Origin of the sequence: Putridiphycobacter roseus, from assembly GCF_003234935.1 — a bacterium.
Lineage (GTDB): Bacteria > Bacteroidota > Bacteroidia > Flavobacteriales_D > Crocinitomicaceae > Putridiphycobacter > Putridiphycobacter roseus.
Genome location: NZ_QKSB01000001.1, coordinates 455055 through 478726, shown reverse-complemented (window position 1 = coordinate 478726; position 23672 = coordinate 455055). Strand labels below are relative to the sequence as shown.

20 protein-coding genes are annotated in these 23672 nt (G+C 33.7%); 10 read left to right on the top strand and 10 right to left on the bottom strand.

What is annotated here, in order from left to right; translation table 11 throughout:
* From DNU06_RS01990 to DNU06_RS01965, 6 genes are all read left to right on the top strand, one after another.
* Positions 1–636 (top strand): nitroreductase family protein, encoded by a 636-nt coding sequence (locus DNU06_RS01990; RefSeq protein ID WP_111061526.1) that lies wholly within the window; start codon positions 1–3, stop codon positions 634–636.
* Between the two features lie 372 nt (positions 637–1008).
* On the top strand, positions 1009–1806 hold the full coding sequence (locus DNU06_RS01985) for a hypothetical protein (RefSeq protein ID WP_111061525.1): 798 nt from the start codon (positions 1009–1011) through the stop codon (positions 1804–1806).
* Positions 1807–2067: 261 nt separating this feature from the next.
* Positions 2068–3009, top strand: coding sequence for a hypothetical protein (locus DNU06_RS01980; protein WP_146239109.1), 942 nt, complete (start codon positions 2068–2070; stop codon positions 3007–3009).
* A gap of 3 nt (positions 3010–3012) precedes the next feature.
* Positions 3013–4893: a transglutaminase-like domain-containing protein gene (locus DNU06_RS01975; protein WP_111061523.1), complete on the top strand. Its 1881-nt coding sequence runs from the start codon at positions 3013–3015 to the stop codon at positions 4891–4893.
* Positions 4886–6862: a DUF3857 domain-containing protein gene (locus DNU06_RS01970; RefSeq protein ID WP_111061522.1), complete on the top strand. Its 1977-nt coding sequence runs from the start codon at positions 4886–4888 to the stop codon at positions 6860–6862. The genes DNU06_RS01975 and DNU06_RS01970 overlap by 8 nt, the downstream gene beginning before the upstream one ends.
* 89 nt (positions 6863–6951) lie before the next feature.
* Positions 6952–7653 carry a response regulator transcription factor gene (locus tag DNU06_RS01965; protein WP_111061521.1) on the top strand — a complete coding sequence of 234 codons (702 nt, stop codon included), beginning with the start codon at positions 6952–6954 and terminating at the stop codon, positions 7651–7653.
* A 113-nt stretch (positions 7654–7766) separates the two neighbouring features.
* Here DNU06_RS01965 and DNU06_RS01960 read toward each other — a convergent pair whose 3' ends face one another.
* Positions 7767–9122, bottom strand: a complete 1356-nt coding sequence (locus tag DNU06_RS01960) for a hypothetical protein (protein WP_111061520.1) — start codon at positions 9120–9122, stop codon at positions 7767–7769.
* 215 nt (positions 9123–9337) lie between these two features.
* On the opposite strand from DNU06_RS01960, the gene DNU06_RS01955 reads away from it, so the two are divergent.
* A complete protein-coding gene (locus DNU06_RS01955; RefSeq protein WP_111061876.1) occupies positions 9338–10564 on the top strand; it encodes a glycosyltransferase family 87 protein in 1227 nt (408 codons plus the stop codon).
* Here the strand turns inward: DNU06_RS01955 and DNU06_RS01950 are convergent.
* The 6 genes from DNU06_RS01950 to DNU06_RS01925 all read right to left on the bottom strand — a co-directional run bounded on the left by DNU06_RS01950 (position 10556) and on the right by DNU06_RS01925 (position 16531).
* A complete protein-coding gene (locus DNU06_RS01950; RefSeq protein ID WP_111061519.1) occupies positions 10556–11713 on the bottom strand; it encodes an LA_2272 family surface repeat-containing protein in 1158 nt (385 codons plus the stop codon). The two genes, DNU06_RS01955 and DNU06_RS01950, sit on opposite strands and share 9 nt — an antisense overlap.
* 63 nt (positions 11714–11776) lie before the next feature.
* Positions 11777–13756 (bottom strand): peptidase associated/transthyretin-like domain-containing protein, encoded by a 1980-nt coding sequence (locus tag DNU06_RS01945; protein ID WP_111061518.1) that lies wholly within the window; start codon positions 13754–13756, stop codon positions 11777–11779.
* Positions 13749–14738, bottom strand: coding sequence for a FecR family protein (locus DNU06_RS01940; RefSeq protein WP_111061517.1), 990 nt, complete (start codon positions 14736–14738; stop codon positions 13749–13751). The genes DNU06_RS01945 and DNU06_RS01940 overlap by 8 nt, the downstream gene beginning before the upstream one ends.
* On the bottom strand, positions 14735–15283 hold the full coding sequence (locus DNU06_RS01935; protein WP_199398971.1) for an RNA polymerase sigma-70 factor: 549 nt from the start codon (positions 15281–15283) through the stop codon (positions 14735–14737). Before DNU06_RS01935 ends, DNU06_RS01940 begins: the two co-directional genes overlap by 4 nt.
* 34 nt (positions 15284–15317) lie before the next feature.
* A complete protein-coding gene (locus DNU06_RS01930) occupies positions 15318–16043 on the bottom strand; it encodes a head GIN domain-containing protein (RefSeq protein WP_111061515.1) in 726 nt (241 codons plus the stop codon).
* Between the two features lie 107 nt (positions 16044–16150).
* Positions 16151–16531 carry a hypothetical protein gene (locus DNU06_RS01925; protein WP_111061514.1) on the bottom strand — a complete coding sequence of 127 codons (381 nt, stop codon included), beginning with the start codon at positions 16529–16531 and terminating at the stop codon, positions 16151–16153.
* A 140-nt stretch (positions 16532–16671) separates the two neighbouring features.
* On the opposite strand from DNU06_RS01925, the gene DNU06_RS01920 reads away from it, so the two are divergent.
* On the top strand, positions 16672–17247 hold the full coding sequence (locus DNU06_RS01920; RefSeq protein WP_111061513.1) for a YqgE/AlgH family protein: 576 nt from the start codon (positions 16672–16674) through the stop codon (positions 17245–17247).
* A gap of 2 nt (positions 17248–17249) precedes the next feature.
* Here the strand turns inward: DNU06_RS01920 and DNU06_RS01915 are convergent, their stop codons facing one another.
* From DNU06_RS01915 to DNU06_RS01905, 3 genes are read right to left on the bottom strand one after another with little or no spacing between them, the layout of a single operon-like run.
* Positions 17250–18452 (bottom strand): tetratricopeptide repeat protein, encoded by a 1203-nt coding sequence (locus DNU06_RS01915; protein ID WP_111061512.1) that lies wholly within the window; start codon positions 18450–18452, stop codon positions 17250–17252.
* Positions 18449–19294: an aminotransferase class IV gene (locus tag DNU06_RS01910; RefSeq protein ID WP_111061511.1), complete on the bottom strand. Its 846-nt coding sequence runs from the start codon at positions 19292–19294 to the stop codon at positions 18449–18451. Before DNU06_RS01910 ends, DNU06_RS01915 begins: the two co-directional genes overlap by 4 nt.
* Entirely contained in the window at positions 19294–19941 is a 648-nt protein-coding gene (locus tag DNU06_RS01905) for a rhomboid family intramembrane serine protease (RefSeq protein ID WP_111061510.1), read from the bottom strand. Before DNU06_RS01905 ends, DNU06_RS01910 begins: the two co-directional genes overlap by 1 nt.
* A gap of 65 nt (positions 19942–20006) precedes the next feature.
* Between DNU06_RS01905 and DNU06_RS01900 the strand changes: the two genes are divergently transcribed.
* Together DNU06_RS01900 and DNU06_RS01895 are read left to right on the top strand one after the other, a co-directional pair.
* Entirely contained in the window at positions 20007–21623 is a 1617-nt protein-coding gene (locus DNU06_RS01900; protein ID WP_111061509.1) for a L,D-transpeptidase family protein, read from the top strand.
* A gap of 3 nt (positions 21624–21626) precedes the next feature.
* Positions 21627–23672: a S9 family peptidase gene (locus tag DNU06_RS01895; protein ID WP_111061508.1), complete on the top strand. Its 2046-nt coding sequence runs from the start codon at positions 21627–21629 to the stop codon at positions 23670–23672.

Sequence of the window (23672 nt, the reverse complement as noted above, 5' to 3'; positions counted from 1 at the left end):
ATGTCATTAATAGAAAACTTAAATTGGAGGCACTCAGTAAAGGCCTTTGACCCAAATAAAAAAGTCAGCGAAGCACATATTGAAAAAATTATTGAGGCGGCGAGACTTGCACCAACGTCTTCCGGTTTGCAACAATTTAGAGTGGTCTTGGTTTCTAACCAAGCGGTAAAAGAAAAATTGGTTAAAGGGGCATTGAACCCGGAGTGTATGAAAGAGTGTTCCCATGTTTTAGTTTTTGCAGCTTGGGATACCTATACCGCTGAAAGAATTGATAAAGTATACGATTTTACAACCAAAGAAAGAGAATTACCTAAAGGTAGATTCGATAGTTATACGGATAAATTAAAAGAAATTTATTTAGATCTTCCTAATGCAACTAATTTTGCCCATACTGCCAGACAGTCTTACATTGGCTTGGGCTTAGCGTTGGCTGAAGCTGCCGAATTAAAGGTGGATACTTGTCCTGCAGAAGGGTTTGATAATAAGTTGGTGGATGAAGTGCTTGCATTAGATCAATTAGGTCTCAAAAGTGTGTCCCTTATGTATGTCGGATATGCAGATGATGCAAGAGATTGGATTAAACCCATGAAAAAAGTAAGAATTCCAAGAGAGGAATTTGTGATTGATGTAAAATAACCGCATCCTTTTTTTTTACGATTAATTAAGGGTCAATTGTTTTAAATCTCCCTTTTTGAGATGATAAACAAATGGACCATTTATAGTAGTTGCCACACGAAATGTAAATTCAATAATGGAATACTTTCGTGTGGTTTTTTATCTTTATTAAACAGATTTTTAAAAGGTTGTTATTTTTATAGGAATAGCAGAAATTTGTGATTAAAATCCATGGAAAATTGAAGTGGTTTTTATAAATCGCTACTGCTAATTTAAGGGCGGTTGTGGACAAAGAAAAATAATAGAAGACAATCAGAAAAAATTAAATAGAAAGTCTTTTTCTGCCTTCTAAACAAAAGCATTTAACCAAGTAGAAATCCCAAAGTAAATAAAATGAAAAGTTATTTAAATTACTACCTTTTATTCTTGCTTTTTCTACCTTTCAACGGGTGGACACAGACAGAAATTGCGGCCAATAAATTGCTGCTTTCTAGTCGTTTTAATATAAATCAATATTTTACGGTTTTACATCCCGACAGTGCTCAGTTAGCACCAGCCAATTATAAAGTTCGCTACGATAGACCAAAAGCACCGTTTTTTTTATATTTCACCATGGACGAAAACCAAAAGGTGGCAAGTCCAATTCTTGTAAAAAATGATAAGGACGAGATAATGGGGCGGTTACACCTAGAAAATAACCAAATAATCCGTACCGAAAAATTCGACAATAAAACCAATCAATTACTCCATACCGCCTATAAAGTAAGGGATACGGTGTTTACCATCAATTACAATATTTATGGAAATATTAAATCAGAATATCGAAAATTAAACGAGGAGACTTTTTACAGTAAAAATTGTTCATTTGATGAGCAAGATAGTATTGTAAATTGTCAAATTGAAGATAAGGTATTGGGGGTGAAACAACGCTACATAAAAGGTGTATTATCGGAAGAAGAGATTACTAAAAATTTAGAAGTAAATATACAATCGAAAAGAACCTATTATTCTGCTTTAGGTGAAATAGAAAAAGTGGTTTTTAAATATAAAGATGGAAAATTAAAGGTGGTGAAAAAGGATGGGTCTTTTGAGATGATACAGGTGTTAAGTGGTGGTGAAAACGTAGAGGTTTATGATAAGATGGGGAAACTAGTAAAATCTTTATTTTTAGCCTATCCATCCATGGAATAAAAACAATTACTCCTAAGGTAAACAAATGATGTGATTGTTGCTGTCAAATGTAGGTGTTTTATAGGCTGTAATAGGGAATGGCAAGTTAGATCCAATTCCCGTGGTTAACACAGGTAATGATCATGATCGTAGGGTTAAAACCCATTAAATAATTGAATGGTAGGTGTATTCTACTCTTTTTTTTTATCTTTATCAAATGGGTTGTTTTATTTGACTTAAACAATGCATTAAACTAAAAAAATAAAGAAAAGAATGAAGAAAATGAAATTATTATTGCTTGGAGGTTTACTATTTGCTTCCCAAAGTATTTTTGGACAGTTTGCACCAGTAAAAGGTTTTAATTTTAGTCAATTAGAAGGAAAGAAGTTGTTGGTACCAACTTATGCAGTATCGGCTTCTTTTGCAAAAAAAATGATTAAAAAAGGGAAATTGGATGACCTTGCATCTTCCGAAGATAAAGTGGCTGCATACAATAGAAATTGGGAAGAAGCAATGGCGGAATCTTCTTATGATGCATCTGATTATGAGATTACTGGTTATGACCGTAAAAAATTAATCAAAGAAAAAAATCAAGAAGCTATTTTATTATATTACTATTATGATGATTACGGTAATAGAACTGCCAACTTAATGGTGACGCATCCAAAAAAGAAAACTATCGCAAGAGTGTTGACTAATGGTATGGACTTGTCAGATAAGAATGACATCCGATTAATGATTAACATGTTAAATGAAGCATTAAATACTTCTGTTGAATTAGAAAACGAAGGAAATAAAAATTATAAAGGTGCTAGAAATAAGTACAAAGAAAACTTTGTGTCCTTTTATGAAGGAATTGAAGATAAAACATTTTTAGTTCCTAAAAGTGAGCATAAAAATGAGAAAAAAGCAACACAAAGAACTGCTGATTTAAAGTCTGCTTTAAATTCTTGGAAATTAAGCGAGTATGAATTGACCACTACAAGCGAAATTGAAAATAAAAGAATTGAAGGTGATGAAGATGCTTACTATTGGAGAGATATTCCTTACTACACACAAAATATATTAGTGGTTTACCATTACAATTATATTATATCTGCAGATTCAGATGATGTATTGTTTATGTTTTTAGGAAAAAGTAGATTGAAACCAGCTACTTTAGAAAAAATTGAGTCTAAAATGGCGAAAAAATACGCGAGGTATAAGTCACAATTAGCAAAATAATACATGAAAATAGTTTTACTATTCATTATTGCCCTTGTATCCTTTTCGGTGCAAGGGCAATTTAATATGGAGCAGTTAAGGGCAGAATGGGGCGCCGGTGATTTAATACTTAAAAGGGAGATTACTATTTCTTTTAAGTGGGATGAACCAAGTCAACAGTTTAAGGCTGTTGTGAACCATAAGATACAGAAAATGTGCTTAAATGATTGGCGTGAAAGTGGGCTTATTCAGTTACCATTCAGCACCTATGAATCTATTCGATTAAAAAGCGCAAAATATTTTAGAGTGGATTCTTTGGGTATTAAAAGAATGATTGAAAATGTTAAGGTAAAATATGCAGATGAAAAAGACTATTACATTGATGGTATTTTTTATAACGATTTAAAAGTAAAACAATTTAGATGTAGTGTTGATTTGCCGAAAAATTATATAGTATATTATAGTTACGAAGAGGTGATTACAGACTTGAAGTTTCTAAACGCTTATTATTTTAGAAATGCATTTGAAGCAGCGAAATATACCAAGATTAAACTAATTAAAAATCCTAGTGTTGATTGTGCAGTTTACGAATTTAATCTTTCCGAAAACATTGAAAAAAGCGAAACAAGTACGGCGGTTGAATACGTTGGAAAAAATTTAAAAAGGACGGGATATGGCGAATACGCCACTAGTAGTAGCTATTTTTTACCCCATTTAATTTTTAGTGTTAATGCAATAAACATAAAGGGACAAAGTGTAAATGTATTGTCTAGTACGAATGACTTGTATACCTGGTACAATAGTCTATTAAATAATTTATCCCCTAATACCGCTTTAATGGCGAAAATATCTAAAGATATTTTAACAGAAGGTATGTCGGATGAGGAACAAATTGCCGCTTTGTTTAAATGGGTACAGCGCAATATTCAATATGTGGCTTTTGAAGATGGAATTGCTGGTTTTCAGCCAGAAGAAGCAGAAGCAGTAGCCAATTTGAGATACGGAGATTGTAAAGGAATGGCCAACTTACTGGTTAATTTACTTACCGTAAATGGTTTTGATGCAAGGCATGCATGGATTGGGACTAGGAGTAAAATCTATACCTATGATATTCCTTCTTTGGTGGTAGATAACCATATGATTTGTGCTTTGTATTTAAACGATAAAGTTTATTTTTTAGACGGGACTAGTAAATCTGCAGTGTGGTTTAAAGCACCACCATACATTGAAAATAAGGAAGTATTAGTTGCTAATGGTGATTCTTTTAAGGTAGAAAAAGTAATGCAATCTGCCGCAGCCGAAAATCAAATTTCCATTATCGGCACCATGGATATCGATCAAACAGTTCCCTCTATTGACTTAGTAATTAAAATGAGTGGTCATTTTAAGAATTATTTCGACAGTTATAATATATATGAAGCGGTTAAAGAAAGAAAAAGTATACCTTATTATATGATTGCGCCCTATTTAAATGGCATGCAAGTGAAATCAGTCGGAAACGTAAAGGTAGAAGATGATTTTATCACCTTTAAAATAAGCGGAAATTATTTAAATTATGCTAAATCAAAGGATAAAATGGTGTTAATGCCATTTCTCGGAATACAAAAGTACGAGCCTATGTTGGCGGATACACCACCAGTTTATATTGATTTTCCACATACTGTTTCTGCCAATATTGAAATAAAAAGTGAAAAGGTTTTGGACAATGACCCAATAAGTATTCCATTTTTTAACCACGAAGCTATTTTAGCAGAAGCAACAATTACTAAAACGGATAAAGGTATGATATGTAATCAGTTTTACACCATAGAAAAATTATATATCCCTAAAAACATGGCTAGTATATGGAATCAGTTTATTGATTATTCTGACCTCTTAAGCAGTATTACCCTTTCTTATGAATAAATTTATATTAACCAGCTTTTTATTGTTAAGCGCCCATTTCTTATTCTCCCAAAATGAAGCCAATGAATGGGCGACATTTGAAACTTCTATCTATGAAGTAATAGAAGAGTATAAGGAAGAAGATGCCGTTATTATTTTTGATCGGTTACACGTAAATGCAGTAAACCATGCAAAAAGTGTGGATAAATTTGAGACTTTCCACAGGAAAATAAAAATAAACTCACAATATGGTTTAGAGCAATTTAATACCATTTATATCCCATCTTATTCGAATAGGTTTATGCGCGTTAGTTTGGTAGACTGTAAATTAAAAACAATTAATAAAAACAATCAAACTTCGGTTTCAGATACATCTAATTTTGAAATAACAACTTTACCCGCAAATGTTCCCTTTTTCTACAAGAAAAAAGGAAAAGTGAAAATGTTGGTGGCTAAAAATTTACATATCGGAGATGAACTGGAGTACGTCTATACCATAAGAACTCAATATGATGTTCTCCCAGAATATTATTATGACTTCGAAAGAATTCGATTCAGTTCTGATTATTTCTGTTTAGAAAAAACAGTTTCCTTTGAGTCGCCAAGGTATGAGACTAAAATTAGTCCTTATAATTTTCATGATAATAGGAGTGGAGAGACTGATTTTACCTACGCTGATGGCGTGAAAATCACCTTAAAAAACATCCGTAAAAATGCTTCAGAAATTTTTGCAAATGATGATTTAGACCAGCCTTATATTTATTTTTATACCGCACATAGAATTGAAAAAGAAGAAAGTGATTGGAAGCATGTGGTACAGGAGTTTAATCCAACGCCACAAAATACAAAAAAGGCAACCATATTTGATGGTGAATCGCTGTTGACATTTGAAAAAGAATTGAATGAGATTAGTAATATTACCGAAAAATTTGAACTTATTTTAGAACGTATTAATGCGCCTATGGAAAGTAGCGTGTATATGTATAAAAGACATGTGGAAGATGATATGGATATTGCCTTGGCTTATGCTTATCAAATTTCTAGATTGATAAAGAGATTACAAATCCCTACAAAAATCTACTTTGTGGTCGATAAAAGTTATGGGAAGTTTGCGCAAGATTTATTCTCGTTAAATCAATTTACCGATATTTTGTTTTCTTTTAAAGATGAAAATGGGAAAGAAAGGTTTATGCCTGTATTAAAACCATTTTCGAAATTAGATTATATTCCTTCCGGTATAAGTGATGTGGAATGTTTGATTATTAACCAGTCTGAAACAGGTAAAAAATTATACAGTATTGGAAAAACACCAGCGGTCAAAAATAGCAATCACATTAAGCAATCTACCAGTGTTACCTTTAATGAAATAATAAGAGATAGTCTTCATCTAACGGTTGATAATCAGATGGTTTTTGAAGGGGAGTCTTTTATAGAATTAAGTACCATTATAAATTTTTACGAAAAGTATCCTAAAAGTTTAGATAGAAATATGCGGTCTCTTATTGATAATGAGTATGTAATGTTGATTATTGACTCTTTAGTATCTTATGATTACGTCATCAACGACAATAATATTGAATTGTCATTTCAATATTATTTAAAAAATAAGTGTCATGCTTCTGCTAAATTATTTGAAATTCAACCTGAAGCGTTTTTTGATAATCATTATTATACGGCTTTTTCATTGAGGGAAAATCGCACTGTTCCAGGTTATTTATACGATAAACCCAAATTAACTTATAACCTTAAGGTGTTAACAGGATCCGATTTTCAATGGATGGAAAATACCGACTTAAAGTATGATTTAACAGATGCACAAGCAGTCTTAAAAATGGACTATTCCAATTTAAATAATGAGTTTAATTACGCCTTAAATTTCAAGTATAATAAAGACCATTTTCAAGTATCTGATTGGGATGAATTTCTGAATTCTAGGGATATGATGTATATTTCTTTAAGCAGAGGGTTATATTTTTCAAGGGCTAAATAGTAAGCGTTTAATCATACAATCGTTTTATAGGCTAAAATTTCTAAGCCCTTATACCGTTAAATTGTTATATTTAATTTTAATCTTTGTATATGCATAATAAGATCCTCATTATTGATGATGAACCAGACATCAGAACCTTAATCAAGTATAACTTGAAAAAAGAAGACTTTATAGTAGAAGAGGCTGAGAACGGAGAAGAAGGAATAAAAAAAGCACTTTCATGGGTGCCAGATCTAATCATCTTGGATGTGATGATGCCAGTAATGGATGGAATGGAAACTTGTGAGTTGTTGCGGAAAGAAGACAAATTAAAAGATTCTTTGATTGTATTTTTAACTGCAAGAACCGAAGACTATTCCCAAATCGCAGGTCTAGATGCTGGCGCAGATGATTATATCAGTAAGCCAATAAAACCCAAATTATTAATCAGTAAGATAAATGCTATTTTACGCCGTCAATTCGGTCAAGCGGATAATAAAAATGATGCGCATTTAGACAATGATATTGTGATTGATAGAAATAAGTATTTGGTTTATTTTGACAATAAAGAATTGAGTTTACCAAGAAAGGAGTTTGAATTGCTGGCATTGTTGTACGATAATATAGAACACGTTTGCACACGGGAATTGATTTTAGATAAAATATGGGGTACTAATGTGGTGGTTGGCGACCGTACCATTGATGTACACATTCGAAAATTAAGAGAGAAGTTTGGAGATAAAAGAATTCAAACGGTAAAAGGGATTGGGTATAAATTTAAGTTACCTGTTACAGTCGCGGAAGCCGAGTAATTACGATTTTTTTACGGAAGATTTATGCGGATTCTATTGAAAATTATACCGCATAAAAAAAGAGGACAACTAATTAAAGTCATCCTCTTTCGAGTATTGTAGTAAGCTATAATTTATAAAGCTTTTGTCCAACTTGCTGTCCAATCATTTCCTGATTGCACTGCTCCAATATAGTTTGCTGCAGTAAACCAAGCATCTAAAGTTGAAGTATTGAAAGCACCTGTAGAAGAAGTTCCAACAAATCCAGTTAAGAATCCTACTAAAGAACCATCACTTGCAGTTTGGTTAGCATAAGAAGCCATATCAAACATGTTAGTCACTGTTGTATCATTTCCTGCTGAGCTCGTAAATTTGAAAGGGCTTGCATTGTCAATGATTGAGTTTTTCACATTTAACTCTTGGTTATTCATGTTAGTGATTGTAATGTTATGCTCAACTTGACAACCTCTTTTAGGGAATCCTGTAACTACCATGTTGTAGAAGTTTCCTTTCATTCCTTCTCTTAGTTTTAATCCTTGGTTACTTGCGTCACCATCATCAACACCTAATAAAGTAATGTTAGATAAAGTTGGGTTAGAATAAGGTGTAGCAGAATTATCATCTCCTAAGTTATCTCCTTCAATTCCTCTATCTCCACCTTCTGTAGATTGCTCAACAACCCAAAATTGACCATTTCCTGACCATCCGTGTGTCCAGTCAAAAGAATCATCTTGGTTACCAGTTGAAACAGCATATTTTAAAGAAACAGTTCCTCCAAAAAATTCAAATCCATCATCAGATCCTTTGTATGCTTGTAAGTATTCTAAAGTAGTTCCTGAACCAACACCGTTAAATGAAAAACCATTTAATTCGTTATCTGTTCCTAAAATTTTACCAGCATACTCAACTCTTACGTAGCTTAATGTTCCTGAGTTATCGTTAGATATAATTCCACCGTAAGTTCCAGTTCCACCTTCACCGTCAGCTTCTAATCCAACATTAATTGGTGCTTTACCATTGATGATAATTCCACCCCACTCACCAGCGTTTGGATTATCTTTTACTGGTGTAAATATAATTGGTGCAGCAGCTGTACCGTTAGCCATAATTTTACCACCTCTTAAAACAGATAAAAATGGAGTTGTTCCATCATCAGCAGCTTTAATTGTTGTTCCTGCTTCAATTGTTAATGTAGCGCCGTCTCCAACAAATACACCTCCAGATAACAACCAGTTGTCAGCAGCAGTAATAGTTTTTGTTCCTGTAATTGTTCCAACTACTTTATTGTATGAAGTTCCACCTACAGTTTCCACGGTATACCAATCAGCAGCTGCAGCATAAACACATGGGTTGTTTTTGTCATCCTTTTTAGCATCTGGATCAAAATTTGTCGCAGTTTCATCTGTACATCCTTTTTTACATGAAGTAACTGTTCCTGTTAAAGTACCAGCTAAGATCAATAGTCCTAAAGTCGATTTTTTCAATTTCATTTTCTTTTGTCTTTAATAATTTTTGACAAATGTCGGCAAGAAATGACCGAGCGCTGTTAGGCTACAGTTATATGTCCTTTATGAACATGTTAAATGTAATTTACATTTTCTTAACATTGCTACTGTTTAATGTGTAATCTATTTAAGAACAGTATTATATGATTTTGTTTGGCTTAATTTTAATTTTATTATATACATTAGCTAAAATATTTTTGATGAAAGAATTGTCGATTAAACACAAAGGGCTTGAAAAATTAAAAGCTTTTATTTCCTTAAAGAAATCCATTTATAGCATAGTGTTTTTGGTGACTATCATAGGTAGTGTACAATCGCTTTCAGGTACAAAGACTTATGGAACGGATACAATAGAGTATAATAAATACAATAACTATACAATTTTTAAGGAATCCTTTAACCATTTAAAAAATCAACAAGATTTATATGTTTTATATCCACAAGAACATTGGGACTTGTATAAGTACACACCAACTTTCTCTGTATTGTTTGCTGGGTTTACTTTGCTGCCCGATTGGTTAGGGCTTTTGGTTTGGAATTTATTAAATGCTTTTGTGTTGGTTTTGGCCATCTTTTATTTGCCCAAGTCTAAGCTCTCTAATTATCAAAAAGGGCTTGTTGTACTTATTTTATTAATTGAATTAATTACGAGCATTCAAAATGAGCAATCGAATGGGCTAATGGCAGGCTTGTTTGTGTTTGCACTTGGTTTATTAGAAAAACGCAAGTATTTTATGGCCGCCTTCTGTATCGTCTTGGCATCCTATATTAAATTGTTTGGGGTAGTAGGTTTTGCACTTTTTCTGTTTTATCCAGATAAAATAAAATTGGCTATTTATACCTTAGTTTGGACAGGTATCCTTTTTGTGTTACCATTGCTTTATATCGACATGACGCAATATGTTGCGTTGTTTGATAGCTACAAATTAATGTTGAATAGCGACCATAGTGCCTCTTTGGGCTACTCAGTGATGGGTTGGTTAAGTACTTGGTTTCATGTAAATGTCAATAAAAATAGCATTGTCCTAATAGGGGTGGTGATATTTATGCTACCATTTTTGAGGTTTAAGCTTTACAGTGATTTTAAAATGCGCTTACTTTTATTGAGTTCCATTTTAATTTGGGTGGTGATATTTAACCATAAAGCAGAATCTCCAACCTTTGTCATTGCCATGACTGGGGTCGGGATCTGGTTTATTTCTGCTATAAAAAATCCGCTCAATATAATTTTGTTCGGTTTAGTTTTGTTGTTTACTTGCTTGCCTCAAATTGATGTATTTCCACGCTCCTTTAGAAATGACTTTATTAATCCTTACGTTTTAAAGGCAGTGCCTTGTATATTGGTCTGGGTAAAAATAATATACGACATGATGGTTTTAAAACCTAGTGCCACGATAGAGGTGCCCGAAGAAAAAACGTTAGAATAATATACTTATCCCGGCGTTGTAACCAATCCAATAATTAGTTTCTCCTTGTCCGTACCACCATTTATCGGTATACATTTTATAAGGTATTTTTAAGGTAGTGGCGCTATTTTCCCCGTCAGTTTCTGTAAAATAAATGTTCAGACTTGGTCCAGCAAAAAAGCCTATATGTTTGGTTAAATGGAAACGTAGATTTAAATCTGTATTTACTAAAAAGTCAATTTTTGGAACGTATACTTTGGGTACAATATGACTGGCAGAAGCTTCCGCAGAAATTTTGAATTTTTTGGTTAAATTAAGCATGGTGCCAGCACCAATACCATAAGTATAATACGCTTGGTCAGCAAATGGCATATAGCCTACTTTAAAGATGTTATAAAAGGCAGGGACACCTAATTTTAGACTAAGGTTGGCATTAATGGATTCATTGTAACTAAAATCAATGGCGTGGAAACCATCTTTTACAAAGCTAAATAGTCCAATTGGAACTCCTGATTTATAAGAAGAGGCTATGTTAAATAGTCCAACTTGCATGCCTGTCATTTCTTTTGCGTGATTAATTAAACCGACTTGTATTCCGGTCAAGTCTCCTTTGTTTACATTAGAAATACCCGCAATTTGACAACCATAAAAACTACCATTACTATAGTTGTTAATTCCTGCTACTTGTATGCCAGTTGTATTGCCAATTACGGTATTACTTATACCAGCTACTTGTATGCCAACCATGTCGGCTTGTATGTAGTTGGTGATTCCTGCCAATTGCATTCCGTCGAAACTGCCACCTTGCTTGTTGGCAATTCCCGCAATAGAAATCGCGTGTGAAGAGTCTCCTGCAATATTGGTTAAGCCGGCGATTATTATGCCATTTGCTGCCTTGGTATTGATATTCGATAATCCACCAATTTGTAATCCATTGACGTCGCCAGTATTGGCGTTTGCTAATCCACCAATTTCAAGGCCGTTTAATCCACCGTTTAATCCGTAAAATAAATTAAATGAAAAGTTATTGGTTTTGGATTTCGATTGAATGCCATTGGAACCTATGGGGTAAATGACTGAAAATTGAAGCTTTGGTAAACCGATAGAATCGTTTTGAGAGAATATACATGGACTGTAAATCAAAAAACTAAATATAATTAATGCTTTCATGTTATGTTGTTTATTACTATAACAACGCAATAGGTATTTCCCCCTATTGTAAAACAATCTTTTTTATAATCTGATGCCTATTTGTCCACCAAACCAAAACTTTGCATAAGCATTGTAACCCGAGATTGGGTAGTCTATAAAATAACGATCGTTCAAATCTATTATCTCAAGACCGCTTTCTGTTTCAAAATAAAGGCCAGTATTAAGGGTCGGTCCCACAAAAATGGTTAACCATTCAGCGACTATAAAGTCGAAGTTTATGGCCAATTTATATTGCTGAGAGTTATAATGAATTTTGTGCTTTGCCAAAACATGTCCAGATAGGTCTATACTGATTTGTGTTTTTTCTCCCGTACTAAAATAGGTACCAAGTCCTAATCCAAAAGTGTAGTAAGTGTTGTTTTTAAATGTTATGCCAGCATGGTATGAATTGTATAAGTATTTAGTGCCCGATTTTAAAGTAAGATTAAGGGGGAAGTTGGTATTGGAAGATATTTCTGTTTTGTGGTATCCTTTGAGTACAAAATTGATTAATCCCAAACTAGCTCCTTTGTTTTCTATACTTAAATTGATAAGTCCTACTTGTAAACCATGGTTGTGTTTAGCCATATTAAAAAGACTACTCAATTGAAGTCCATTGTTTTTAAAGGTGGAATTGAGTCCACCAGAAATTTGCAAGAAGTTGATCCCTTTATTGGCAATATTCATAATGCCAGACACTTGTCCACCAACTAGTTTTGCTCTTGCAACATTTTGAATACCCGCTACCTGAAGTCCATATGACTTTTCGACACTGATATTGGTTAGACCTGAAATTTGAGCACCTACAAATCCTTTTTTTGCAAGGGAAGACAGACCAGCAACTTGTAGTCCGAAAACATCTTTTGAAACGGCATTGATCAAACCGGCTACTTGTAATCCTTTTAGTCCTCCGTTTACGTCATTACCTATTCCTGCAACTTGAATACCATAAAAGTAACCATTCACACTATTGACAATTCCACCTGTTTGAAAGCCGTTAAAATGACCACGGACGGTATTAGATATGCCTGCTGCTTGTATACCGTTAAATTCTTTTCGTACCACGTTGAGTATACCACTAAATTGTCCACCTTGAAATTGTCCACCACTTAAGTTAGCAATGCCACCTACTTGTAATCCCAAACCATCTCCTTTTAATACATTTGCAATGCCACCAAGTTCTACGCCATACAAGCCTTTTGCATAGCCAGCTAATAGATTAATGGAGATGTTATTACTCATTAATCCATTGGTCCCCCTTTGGGAACCGACGCTTAAACTGGGTAAAAATGAAAATTGGGCGATTCTTGTTTCGTCCAGTTCTGTTAAGTTTTGATTGTGGGCATAGGTAACGGGCGAAAATATTTGACCGGATATGGTCCTTTCCTCTATGGTGACCGGAATGGCACTGGTTTCGTTAGGCGCTATTTTTTCAATGTCTGCTTCTTTTTTTGCCAGACTGATGTTGGCGACCAATCCTTCATTTTCTGCTTTAAAAATTTGAATACTGGTTCGGTAAGCTGCCTTGCTGAAAAATAAACTCACCTCACTGTAATAAAGGGGGATGGTAAATTCAAACTGACCTTTTTCATTGGAAAGAGCTGCGTATTTTGACTCTATGTCATATATACTCACATCTTGAATCGGGCGTTTGGTTGCCGCATCAATAATTTGTCCAGTAATTTTATAATGTGTTTTTTTTTTCGGACTGGCATCCACCTCTTTTTTGAGCAATACAATGTGCATGCCTACTTCCTTAAACCGCAATTTTCCTTCAAATATTTGATCAAGGCCATATCGGATTGTTTTTTGGTATAAGGATATACTTACTCTTTTATTCTCGTCAATATAGGCTGGGTTATAGGAGAATTTTACTTTACCCACCTCTTCAATACTTTTAAGAATGGTTTTAATTGGGGTCTCCGTAATTTTAATGGAAATTATTTTATCTAAAATCCCACTTTTGGCTTGGGTACCAAAAGCAATTAATAAGCAAGAGAATAGTAGTAATAATCTATTCATCACATTTTAAAATATAAAGCGGTTCCTCTCCGTCAATTATTTCCATTTTTAACTGATGAACAGTACAAATAACAGTCAAAATTTCCGTCAATGTTTCGGCATAATGGCTAGATACAATGGCATAGTTTTTCGCTTTCTCGCAATGTAATTCTATTTTACTATGAAATATGGTTTCTAAAGTGACAAGGATTTCTTGCAGGGTTTCTCCTTCAAAATTTAATTTTTCATCCATCCAATACACTGCTGCCGATTCATTTTTTTCGGCTGTCAATTGGGTAATGGTTTTTGTATTGTGATCGTAAATGGCTTGTTGCCCCTTGGTTAAAAATATAGAGGTTTTTGCAGTCCCAAATTCTACTTTACCTGACTGGACATAGACACTTGTTTCGTTTTCAGTATTGTTGATGTTAAAAGAAGTACCCAGTACCTTTACAAATGTTTGGTCGGGCATGTGGATGATAAAAGGAGCACTGGTATCTCTCTTTACATCAAAAAAGGCTTCTCCTGCTAACGAAATGGTGCGACTGTCTTTTTCAAAGTGCTTGTCCACTGTAATTTTACTGTTGACATTCATGGTGATTTTTGAACCGTCACTCAATACCGTGTTTGTCTTTTCAATACCAGCATATAAAATACTGTCGGACTTTTGCGTACTTTTCCAAACCAGAAAACTGGTGAGTAGCAAGGCAAAAACGGCAGCAATTTGTAGAATTGGTTTTAAGCGAATATTTAATCCTCTTTTAGAAGACACGTCAATTTTGTTTATTACATTTTTCCATGCCATATCGGTATCTACAGCGACGGGAGCAGGTTTTAATTCAGCGCTGCGTTCCCAAACCTTCACCAGGTCTAAATAGATATCCTTATTTGAAGTCGATTCATTTATCCATGCCTTTACTGCCCGCTTATTTTTATCGTCTAATTCATTGTTATGGTATGCCATCAACAATGCGTCTGTGATGTTTTTATCTATACTCATCATAATAATTGAAGGAATATTAAAATAGAGATGAGGTATTCAGAAAGTTCAGTTCTCAAATATTTAATGGCTGCACCCATTTGATTTTCTACTGTTTTGATACTGATCTTTAGTTCCTCGGCAATTTCTTTGTATTTCAAGCCTTCATAACGACTCATAATGAAGATTTTTCTCCTACCTTCAGGTAAGTTTTCAATGCTCGTTCTAATCTTATCGTCTAATTCATTTCCTTCTACTTCCGCTAATACTGTATTATTCCCATCCTTCATCTCTCTCTCGTTTACAGTTTTATAGGTCTCTCTAATTTTAATGTGTTTTATTTGATTTAAACAAGCGTTTTTGACCGATTTGTATAAGTAAGACTTGTTTCTTTTTTCCGCCGTCATTTTGGCTCTTCCTTCCCAGAATTTAACAAAAAAGGATTGTACAATTTCTTCTGCATCATCAATATCTTGTAGGTACTGATTGGCAAAGCCACATAATTCAGCATAATAAGTCCTGAAAAGCACTTCAAATTCTTTGATATCTAATGTTGTCTCTGTTGTCAAACCGCTTGTAAAAGTACTAATTATAATAGTTAATTCAATCGTGTTTTAATGATCCTGAACCAGTAATGTCAACATCTACTTCCGGGTTACCGGTGTAATACACATCTCCACTACCTGAAATTTTCACATCCAATTCGTCAATGACATTTACTTTACATTTGCCAGAGCCAGAAATGTTAATGTTAGATTGATGGGTGATGGCTTGACTTAGATTTACATCTCCCGATCCACTTATTTTTACAGCGTTCTTTACTAAGGTGTCGGTACTGCTAATGTATATGTTTCCCGATCCAGAAATATTGGTGGTCAAGTCATTCGCTACTAAATTTTCCATATCAACATTGCCTGAGCCAGATATTTTAATATTCATTTTGTTGCTGTTGAGCAGATCACTGACCATTACGTTTCCACTTCCTGATAGGTTAATGTCTGATAAGTTGGGGCCAGTTACATAAACGGTTAATGAATTCTTTCCACGGATACAAGTGTTGTTTTTTGTCGTGATTTCTAAAACGTCACCAACCACATTTGTTCGAATGTATGGGATTAATTTTTCAGATGCCTCTATGGTTAAGCTGACGATTGAGTCCTGCACAAATTGGACATTGGCGAGGGTACTTAATTTAATTTTACTAAAACCTTCAATGGTTCTTACTTCACTGCTGATATTTTCATCCCCTTTGATACAAAAGTTGTTTTTATGACAGCTCGTTAATAAAAGTGGCGCGCCAATTAAAAAGGTTAACATTAATTTTTTCATGTCAATAGTTTAAGTGTTTCTATTAAAACAACTCAAAATATAAATACCCCTATTGACTTCAAAAAAAAAGCTCCGACATTTATTGTCGAAGCTTTTTCTTACATATTTTATTGTTGATGTGTGTTCTCGTATTCTTTTAATTGGTCTAAGGCTTCTTGGAATTGATCACTTCCAGCTAAACTTTCCACTGCGTTTAATCCAATAAATGCAAATAGTAACCAAACAGTAGCTACAATACCAATTACTAATCCCGCAACTGCTAATCCTGCTTTGTGTCCAGCTGCTTTTGATTCTTTCATTCCTCTTGCCGAAATAACAATCGCAGCTATAGGTAATAATAGTACCAATGCTGCCAGCCATTTGCCTGCAGAAATATACAATGTCCCCATTAACCAGCCTCCTAATAAGAATGCGACTAATGAAAGTACAAAGCCAGCAACGTTCATACCTTTTGCAGGGTTTTCTCCTGCGTTTACTACTTCACTCATAAGTTAAATTTTAGGTTTTTATTAATTTATTCCTCAGCAAAATAGAAATTATTTTGCAGATACTTATTTTTTTACTTAGATTTTAATTAACATTGGAATATAGATGAATTACCGACTTACATTAAAACTACCAAATTATTATGCTTGATTTAAAAGTATACAACCAATTAAAACCCACCAAAGGAAAAGTATTAATTACAGAGCCTTTTTTAGAAGATGAATATTTTGAACGATCAATTATTTTACTATGTGAGCACAATGAAGATGGCTCTTTTGGTTTTGTTTTAAACCATTATACAGACGTTAAATTAGACGATATTTCAGATTTTACTGGATATGAAACTAAAATTTCTATTGGTGGACCAGTAGGTAAGCAACAACTTTACTTTATTCATACTTTAGGGGAACAAATTGAAGGTGCTATAACCATTATTCCTGGATTGTTTGTTGGTGGTGATTTTGAACAATTAAAAAAGCAAGTAAATTTAGGTTTGGTTAAAGACGATCAAATTCGGTTTTTTATCGGCTATTCTGGTTGGACCAAAGGTCAATTAGAAAATGAACTAAAGGAAAATGCCTGGTTAGTTTCTGAAATTATTGATATTCCCAGATTAATGAATTGCCACAACGATAAGTTGTGGGAGCAATATATGAGTCACCAAGGAGGCAAATATAAAGCATTTGCCCAGTTTCCTACCAACCATAAGTTAAACTAACCTTACTTATAAGTCTCAATTAAAAATTCATTGATAAATCTTTCCATTTTTTCTTTATTCCCTTCTTTTGTTATAAAGTCTTGGAATTGAGGGTAAATATCGACATGGAAAAAACTAAAAAACACATAGCAATCTAAGTAATCTTCTTTTTCCATTTTCTTCGCAAAACGAAAAAGGACCGGTAAGTTATCTTCGTTCTCCTTTAAGAATTGTTTCCACGAATAAACTTCTAAATAGGTCTCGTTCGTTAGGTCATTTTGTTCAATTAAACCGGTGTCATTTGTATATGCTGCGACCAAGTTTTTTGCAGAACGATAAGATTGGTATGGCGGAATTAATACTGGTTGTGTTTCCTTAAGCATATTGTTTGCATAAAAATCTTTTTTTATTTTATGTTCGTTTAACCATTTGTTTTCCTGTCTTAAAATTGCTTGTAGCTTATACTTAATGTCATTGCTAGGGTATATGCAAAGTGCACTGATACATTCTTGCTTAGCTCGATACCAAAGTTCTTTATCCGCTAGGGCGTCTATTAAAAATTTTCTAGGTTCCATTAAGTTCGGTTGTAACTCTTTTGCAATACTTAAATAATAAATTGCCGAGTCATAATTTTCTTCCAGCCATAATGCATCTCCTAAATACAGGTTTGCCTTGTAGTAAGCAGGTGCAGTTTCTACGGCTTTTCTATAATTAAGAATGGCTAACTCATTGTCTCTTTTCATAAAAGAATTTTCAGCTTCGTTAAAATAAGCAAGTGCCTTTTCGCTTACTAGCGTGTCTGGGTCAATATCAATTAACATTTTTCTTAAATGAAAGTCTGCTTTATTCGAGGTAGATTTAATGGTGGCTTCACGACAAGCGTTGATAAAAGATTGGTCAATGGCACTCGTCATGCCAGATTTTATTTCTTTTGCAGTTATTTTATTTAATGAATCGTTTTCTCCTTCCACATCAATCTTAATGGCGCTGTATAATTCATTCAATTGTGTATACTGATAATACTTCATATTAATCAAAGTGTTCCATCCATCATCATTACCATAATGTGCCGATTTCTCAATGTATTTCTCCAATTTCTCAATGCCCTTTGACATGTTCTTTTCATAGGTGCTGATGGCTTTGTTTAGTTGCTTTTCACTTTGGGCAAGACCTAAGCTGCTTGCTAAAAGAATACAAAATGTAAATATGTTTTTTAATAATCTCATGTCCATTTGTCTTTTAAATGTTGTTGTATTTTTATTACCGTATCCTTATGGTATGTTTTTGTTCTAAAGTTATTTACCCATTTTATTCCCTCAATGGCATTGGTTAAAAATAATTCGTCTGCCGCTAAAAGATTTTGTGGTGTAATCACACATTCATACACCTTCATTTTTTTAAGAATAGCTAAGTTGATGATCTGCATGCGCATGGTCCCTCCTAAACATCCCGAATCTAAAGCAGGCGTATATAAAACCCCATTGGAAACTAAGAAAATGTTTGCCGCAGTAGCCTCTATAATAGCTAATTTATCATTTTGCAATAATATATCGTCTAGTTGATGGGCTTTAGCATATAGTTTTGCTAGGATGTATATCAGACTGTTTTTTGTTTTATAGTTGGCCAAAATGTTAATGGGCTTTTTTATTTCGTCGTATAAATCTAACCGTAACCCATTTTCATTTAATTCGAAAGCATTTAATGATAGTGGGTAAGCTTCAATAAAATAATCAATCTCATTTGTGCGTGGTAAGTAGGTTCCACCTGGTTTTCTGTCTATTGAAAACCGAACCTTACCACCTTCGGTAATTTTATTTTGTTCAAGTAATAATTGAATTTCCTTTTCAAAAAAATCGAGCGTAAAAGTAACGGGAATATGCATCTGCAACACTTTTGTAGTTGCTGTGATTCTTTTGTAATGGTTGACTAAATTAATAGGCCTGCCATGAATCACACGGATGCTTTCAAAACAACCATCACCATATAAATGACCTCTGTTTCCTGCTTTTAAAGCATAAGAATCAATTGGTATAAGTACGCCGTTATTATTTACATACAAAGGTTTCATTAAAATATGTGTTTAAAAAATTCAACATAATATTGGTAGTTTACCAAAGCTATGAAAATTAGACCAAAAATTGCACCAGAAATATGTGCGTCGTGTGCAATGTTGGTTTTGCCTTTTTTACCAAGATAATATTCTGCCAATAGCAATAAGGGTCCAAAAATATAAGCAGGTAGGTAAATACCTGGAATAAAAATAATACCTAACTCAGCTGCTGGGTTCATGATGATAAAGGCAAATACAATAGCGGAAACCGCCCCGGACGCTCCTAGTGCATTATAATTCGGATTGTCTTGGTGCTTAAATAAGGAGTATAAACTAGAAAATGCTAATCCACCAACGAATAATAAAAGATAATAGAAATAACCCTTCATACCAAAGTCCGCTATAAGTTTGGGTTCTACACTTAAAAATCCATAGTTATTCGCATCATTAGTGCCTTGTACGCCAAACATAAATAACACATACATATTAAAAAATAAATGCATGAAATCTGCATGAATAAAGCCGTGCGTAAACAAACGATACCATTTTTTATGGTGAACTATGTCATAGGGATTGAATAATAATTTCCCTTTTAATTCCGGACGTTCAAAGGCCATTAAGGATACAATAATAGTAATGCCAATGATTAAGTAGGTTATATACATTTAATAAATTATAGTTGTTTAAACCAATTTTTCAACCTAATATTGCCAAAGTTATTTGATGTACAATGATTAATAAAGGTTTGAAATATTTAGTATTTATACTCTTAACAAGCATATTTGTTACACTTCAAGGGTGTAAATCTGAAGAAGAACTTTCTGTTGAGCAAAAAGTATGGTTGTCTGAAAAGTTAGCGGCTAAAATTGCAGCAAATAATTTTCTGCCAACACTTCAAAATTACCCAAGTCAAGACAGTGTGTTTTCATTTTATAAAAAAAACGAATTTGAACCGATTTGGATTAATGATACCACAGTAAATGAAAATGGCGCTGCCATGATTAATTACTTGGAAAATGCTTACGATTTTGGCTTACTGCCAAATTTTTATCCAATTCGCGAAATTAAAAATGCAATGTCCGACTCTTTATTAGATGCGGAAGTCCTTTTGACGAATTCGTTTTTCATGTTTGTGCGACATTTAGAAACTGGTGTGGTGGATAAAATGGAAGATACGGTATTGTTTAATAATTATAAAAGTAACTTTAATTTCGAAGCTGCGGCTTTACTGAAAAAATTGAAAGAAGGTGAGCCTTTGGCTAAGTTGATAGAAAATGTTCAGCCTACTGGATGGGAGTATACACAATTACAAAAAGGTCTCGAAAATTACCTAGACAAAGCAATTTTAGATACTGTCAAAATTGATAAAATACCACCTTATAAAGAAGATTCGACAAAATGTTATCAAGCAGCAAAAAAAGCATTGTTACAGCACCATTTTATTACCGAACTAGAAGGTAATACGGACTCATTATTTCTAGAAAAGATAAAAGAATTTCAATTGTTGAATGGGTTAAAACCAGATGCTGTGGTGGGGAGATGGACTGGTAAAATGTTGGAAAAAACTAACCTAGATCGTTTTTATAAAGGTATGCTAAGTCTAGAAAAATGGCGTTGGAAAAGCAAGGATACTATTCCTGCAAATTATATTTGGGTGAATTTACCTTCTTATACTTTAAAAATGGTAGAAAATCATAAAATTGTTAGTGAACACCGAGTTGTAATAGGTTCAGGCGTTACGCAAACGCCAGAGTTTCACGCAAAGATGAAAAGAATGGTCACGAATCCATTTTGGTATGTTCCTTATTCGATTGCTTCCACAGAAATTTTAGCAGGGATAAAAAAAGATACCACTTATTTAAATAGAAGAGGCTATAAAATTTTCCGTGAAGGAGCAGAGGTAAATGCACAAAATGTGGACTGGTCGGTGGTTAATAATACTAATTTTAGATACCATGTGCGACAAGATGGTGGAAGAGGAAATAGTTTAGGGAAAATTAAATTCTTATTTCCAAATGAACATGCTGTCTATATCCACGATACACCGTCGAAATCCTTATTTTGGAACGACCTAAGAGCTTATTCTCATGGCTGTGTTCGATTGCATCAACCTTATGTATTGGCTGCAAAAATATTAGACATGGATAAAAGTAGCGTAAAAAGTGATTCTATAGAAAGTATGATTTTAAGAGGAGTGAAAAAAGTGATTGAATTAAATACACCAATTGATGTCTACTTAGAGTATTATACTGCAGTAGGAGATAGCTTAGGAAAAATAACTTTCTATCCAGACATTTACGGAAGGGATGAAAAATTCATCACTATCTTTAAGCAAAATTCCAATTAAAGCATGCAAGAGCCAAAGGCAAAAAAAATAAACCATGAATTTGTAGAACATGGTTTTAAAAGAAACGACCCTTATTATTGGTTAAGAAATAAAAAAGATAAAGAGGTTATTGATTATTTAGAAGAAGAAAATAATTTTACCCAAGCAGCTTTAAAACATACAGAGAAATTTCAAGCCGCACTTTTTGCTGAAATGAAGGGTAGAATTAAGGAAGATGACGCTTCTGTTCCCTATTTTAAAAATGATTATTGGTATTATACCCGATATAAAGAAGGTAGTGAATATGCTATATATGCCAGAAAGTTTAAAGACTTATCGGCAGAAGAAGAAATTTTATTAGATGAAAATGAATTGGCAGCTGATCAGGATTACTATGAAATAGTTTCCTTTGCCATTAGTGCAGATAATAAGTTGTTGGCGTATACGGAAGATGTAAGTGGCAGACGACAATACCAAATAAAAATTAAAGATCTAAAGACGGGAAAAAACTTACCGGATATGATCAAAAATGCATCCAGTGATATCGCTTGGCATAAAAATAATAAGCAGTTTTTTTATACCTTAAATGATAAAAAAACACTGCGTGCCTTTCAAATTAAATGTCACCATATTAACACGCCTACCTCTAATGATGAGATTATTTTTACGGAAAAAGATGAAGCCTATACAACAGGTGTTTCTAAAGAAAAAAATGACCGTTTTATTTTCATTGGTTCTTGGAGTACACTGACCACAGAATATCAATATTTAGATTTTGAAAATGAGGAGGATGGCTTTCAAATGTTTCATCCAAGGACACTAAAGTTAGAATATTACCCAGAACCTTCTAGGGATGGTTTCTATATTAAACATAATTTCCAAGCTAAAAATTTCACCTTAAGTTTCTGCCCTTTTAACCAAGTGAATATTGAAAGTTGGGTGAGTATCCAGGCGCATGATCCCAATGTTTTATTAGAAGATTTTGAGGTTTTTAAAAACCATCTAGTAGTACAAGAAAAAACAAACGGCTTAAACCAATTAAAGGTTTATAATTTAAATAACAAAGCTTCCAAAATAATTCCACCTAAAGAAGAAACTTTTACCATGTACATGGATGAGAATCCACTGATGGATACTGATAAGTTGCGGATTAAATACAATTCCTTAACCACACCTAATTCTGTAATCGAAATCGATATGAATGATTTTTCGGAGAAGGTTTTAAAAACACAGGAAGTAGTAGGAGGATATAATTCGGAAGATTATCAATCTGAACGAATTTGGGCGCTTGGGGATGATGGTACAAAAGTACCTGTTTCATTAGTGTATAAAAAGGACAAGTTTAAAAAAGAGGGTACAAATCCGGTCCTATTGTACGGTTATGGTTCTTATGGGGCTACTATTGATCCTTATTTTAGTACGGTTAGATTAAGTCTGCTAAATCGAGGTTTTGTATTTGCTATTGCGCACATTAGAGGGAGTGAGTATTTAGGTACAAGTTGGTATGAAGAGGGTAAGTTTTTAAAAAAGAAAAATACATTTACAGATTTTATTGCCGCAGCAGAAGCTTTGATTTATCATAATTATGCACACAAAGAAAAAGTGTATGCCATGGGCGGATCAGCAGGTGGCTTATTAATGGGGGCGGTTGCCAATTTAAGGCCTAATTTATGGGCTGGAATTATTTCAAATGTGCCTTTTGTAGATGTAGTTACCACCATGATGGATGAAACCATTCCATTGACTACTGGTGAGTTCGAAGAATGGGGTAATCCAAAAGAAGCAGATTATTTTTACTACATGTTGTCTTATTCTCCTTACGATAATATTGCCAAGCAATGTTATCCTCCCATGCTAATTACTAGTGGACTGCACGATTCTCAAGTACAGTATTGGGAACCGACAAAGTACGTGGCTAAATTAAGAGATTACAAGGTAGATTCTAACCTTGCTTTATTGCATACCAATATGGAAGCTGGACATGGTGGTGTGTCGGGTAGATTTGAAGCTTTAAAAGAAGTAGCAATGGAATATGCCTTTATTTTAGATCTGGAAAAAATGACGGAATAG

Coding starts and splice junctions, on each gene's coding strand:
- DNU06_RS01990 (WP_111061526.1), top strand. CDS start 1: ATGTCATTAATAGAAAACTTAAATTGGAGGCACTCAGTAAAGGCCTTT.
- DNU06_RS01985 (WP_111061525.1), top strand. CDS start 1,009: ATGAAAAGTTATTTAAATTACTACCTTTTATTCTTGCTTTTTCTACCT.
- DNU06_RS01980 (WP_146239109.1), top strand. CDS start 2,068: ATGAAATTATTATTGCTTGGAGGTTTACTATTTGCTTCCCAAAGTATT.
- DNU06_RS01975 (WP_111061523.1), top strand. CDS start 3,013: ATGAAAATAGTTTTACTATTCATTATTGCCCTTGTATCCTTTTCGGTG.
- DNU06_RS01970 (WP_111061522.1), top strand. CDS start 4,886: ATGAATAAATTTATATTAACCAGCTTTTTATTGTTAAGCGCCCATTTC.
- DNU06_RS01965 (WP_111061521.1), top strand. CDS start 6,952: ATGCATAATAAGATCCTCATTATTGATGATGAACCAGACATCAGAACC.
- DNU06_RS01960 (WP_111061520.1), bottom strand. CDS start 9,122: ATGAAATTGAAAAAATCGACTTTAGGACTATTGATCTTAGCTGGTACT.
- DNU06_RS01955 (WP_111061876.1), top strand. CDS start 9,338: ATGAAAGAATTGTCGATTAAACACAAAGGGCTTGAAAAATTAAAAGCT.
- DNU06_RS01950 (WP_111061519.1), bottom strand. CDS start 11,713: ATGAAAGCATTAATTATATTTAGTTTTTTGATTTACAGTCCATGTATA.
- DNU06_RS01945 (WP_111061518.1), bottom strand. CDS start 13,756: ATGAATAGATTATTACTACTATTCTCTTGCTTATTAATTGCTTTTGGT.
- DNU06_RS01940 (WP_111061517.1), bottom strand. CDS start 14,738: ATGATGAGTATAGATAAAAACATCACAGACGCATTGTTGATGGCATAC.
- DNU06_RS01930 (WP_111061515.1), bottom strand. CDS start 16,043: ATGAAAAAATTAATGTTAACCTTTTTAATTGGCGCGCCACTTTTATTA.
- DNU06_RS01925 (WP_111061514.1), bottom strand. CDS start 16,531: ATGAGTGAAGTAGTAAACGCAGGAGAAAACCCTGCAAAAGGTATGAAC.
- DNU06_RS01920 (WP_111061513.1), top strand. CDS start 16,672: ATGCTTGATTTAAAAGTATACAACCAATTAAAACCCACCAAAGGAAAA.
- DNU06_RS01915 (WP_111061512.1), bottom strand. CDS start 18,452: ATGAGATTATTAAAAAACATATTTACATTTTGTATTCTTTTAGCAAGC.
- DNU06_RS01910 (WP_111061511.1), bottom strand. CDS start 19,294: ATGAAACCTTTGTATGTAAATAATAACGGCGTACTTATACCAATTGAT.
- DNU06_RS01905 (WP_111061510.1), bottom strand. CDS start 19,941: ATGTATATAACCTACTTAATCATTGGCATTACTATTATTGTATCCTTA.
- DNU06_RS01900 (WP_111061509.1), top strand. CDS start 20,007: ATGATTAATAAAGGTTTGAAATATTTAGTATTTATACTCTTAACAAGC.
- DNU06_RS01895 (WP_111061508.1), top strand. CDS start 21,627: ATGCAAGAGCCAAAGGCAAAAAAAATAAACCATGAATTTGTAGAACAT.